4 protein-coding genes are annotated in these 2,190 nt (G+C 32.4%); all 4 read right to left on the reverse strand.

Annotation, left to right across the window (positions count from 1 at the left end):
• The coding region (locus C0512_RS15260) for a hypothetical protein (protein WP_290863112.1) at window positions 1-212 on the reverse strand (212 nt) is incomplete at its 3' end.
• Between the two features lie 203 nt (window positions 213-415).
• Window positions 416-1,240, reverse strand: a complete 825-nt coding sequence (locus tag C0512_RS15265; protein ID WP_290863114.1) for a hypothetical protein — start codon at window positions 1,238-1,240, stop codon at window positions 416-418.
• A complete protein-coding gene (locus C0512_RS15270) occupies window positions 1,237-1,539 on the reverse strand; it encodes a helix-turn-helix domain-containing protein (protein ID WP_290863116.1) in 303 nt (100 codons plus the stop codon). The genes C0512_RS15265 and C0512_RS15270 overlap by 4 nt, the downstream gene beginning before the upstream one ends.
• 78 nt (window positions 1,540-1,617) lie before the next feature.
• Window positions 1,618-2,190 (reverse strand): hypothetical protein (locus C0512_RS15275; protein ID WP_290863118.1); only part of this gene is annotated, 573 nt, incomplete at its 5' end.

The following is a 2,190-nucleotide window of genomic DNA, read 5'->3' on the forward strand; positions in this document are numbered from 1 at the left end:
ACTTTCATTAATGACTTCAATTCATTTAAAAAAAGTAGAGTGTTTTCACGTTCAATTTTTGTAGCAGTAGTAATAAAATCACTGCCAATCCATGCAAAAAGCAATTCGTTTATTTGCTCTTTAACATGTTCATAAGGATAAAGCTTTTTGAATTCATAGATTTTTGCTAGGCAAACAGTTTCTGTTTCTTGACTGGTGTTCGTGTTTCGCATAATTTTAGGATTAAAAAGTTAAAAAAGGGATAATCACTGCGAAACACTTTGAATTTGAATTCACAATATTTACGGACTTGCACCGATATGTTATCCCAAGAAGTTATAAGGAAAGAAATCTTAATGACTTTTTTCATTGTGAATTGTATTAAATTAAAATGTTTCGCACTACAAATATATCAATAATTATGCCCAATAGAGTTTTATTCTTTTCTGTTTTTTCCTTTTTGGTCTTTAGAAAGTGTAATTATTGCTATCACCCCGGCAACACAAAGCCCTATAAGAAGCAGATTTCCTTCACCTTCTTTCGTTATTGGTTGAGAGTTCTCGTTGTTTGGAATTACCAATGAAATGGGAGCATTGCCATTTGCCGAATTATTAAACTGTTCAATCATGTAATTTAAACAGTTAGCGGTAAAGCTTTGAGAAGTTGAAATGAGTGGGTTGTAATCAGATATCATACTGCTATTGAATGCAATACTTACATTGTTGGTTTGAAAATTTTGATTTTCAAAAGTTGAATCGATTATTTCATACAATGGCTCAAATATCTTATTAATTAGCTCTAACCTAAGAAAAACGGCATTTGTTGACAGTCCATTAGTTTCATACTTTGCAAAGTAGCTTTCTACAACACACATTTTTTGCAAAGCCTTGTTTGCTATTGCCAACTGTTCAGCCAATGTGTCTTGTTGGTTTATGCTTGCTAATTGCAAGGTTAAATTTCTGTAAAAGGGCATTAACCTATTGGTTTTCCAATTTTCTAGAATTGTAGATTCAGATGGTGTTGGCTCGTATTCGATTGATAGAAGACCGTTCTTTTCTAAAAATACATCGTCTATTGCGTCAACAATGTTTGCTGCAAGGTCAATTTTTGAGGCAAGTCTTTCTCCGATAAAAGGAACTGTCCTTACGAAGTCTGCTAGTTGCTTTAATTTTCTGCAAATCCAACCACATCGGTCGCCATTAAGGCCTTGCAATGTTGGGTAATAAATGGTTTTGGCCTGAATTGTGTTTTTTTGATTCATGATTTATTGATTTTTAATTGATTCATTTTTTGCAAAGCGCTCAAAACTTCACTCTTCTTATAGCGAACTTTTGTTCCAATTCGATATGCCGGAACAATATCCTTCCTTGTGTAATCCCATAAAGTTGTTAAGCTAACCGAGAGTAGTTTTGCAGTTTCTTCTCTAGTTAATAATTTGTCAGTTTCAATGTCTTTTGCAGAACTTGCAAACCTATCTAACAGATTTTGAACTCCTGTTAAGATTTTATCTGTAAACTCTTTTTCGTTTACAGTCTCTATTTGTAAAACAGATTTAGTCATGGCTCTATTTTTAAGTGTTATAGAGCACAAATTTGAGAGATATGAAGTTGGTTAAAACAATTAGGGTAACCCTTTTGGTTACCCTAATATTCTTTTTATTATTTCTTCGGCTTCTATTTGTTCACGCTGCCATTTGCCACCCTTTTTAAATTTTCCTTCTTCCGGTCTTTTTTCCATTTCAAGGTAGTAGTCTCTTATATTAGTGGGATGGTCACCAAACAGATGGGTTAGAATGTTTCCTTTTTGAGTAGAATTTGCCTGTTCCCATTTTTCGGATTTCATCAATAATTCAAATAGAGAAAGGCGAAATGACATATCTCTCTTTTTGCCTGAATTTTCATTATTAGGATCATCCATATCGAGTGTTTTGGTATTTAAAAGTTTACTTGCTTCTTTTTCACAGTATTCGCTAATCTTTCGAAAAGAATAATAATTATTCCAATCCTCTTCAAGATTTTTTGGTAAATAATTTGTCACTCCTTTGAGATAGAGTGCAATTGCGTCAAAGTTTCCATTTTCAATTATTTGTTCTTCAAAATATTCATACCAGTTATCGTAACCGTTGATTTCGGAACCTTTTTTGTATAGATTATATATTCTAAAATTCTTGACTATTTTAGAATATTTGTCATGCTTTGTTTTTATCGCATT

Origin of the sequence: Flavobacterium sp., from assembly GCF_013822155.1 — a bacterium.
In the GTDB taxonomy this organism is placed as follows: domain Bacteria; phylum Bacteroidota; class Bacteroidia; order Flavobacteriales; family Flavobacteriaceae; genus Flavobacterium.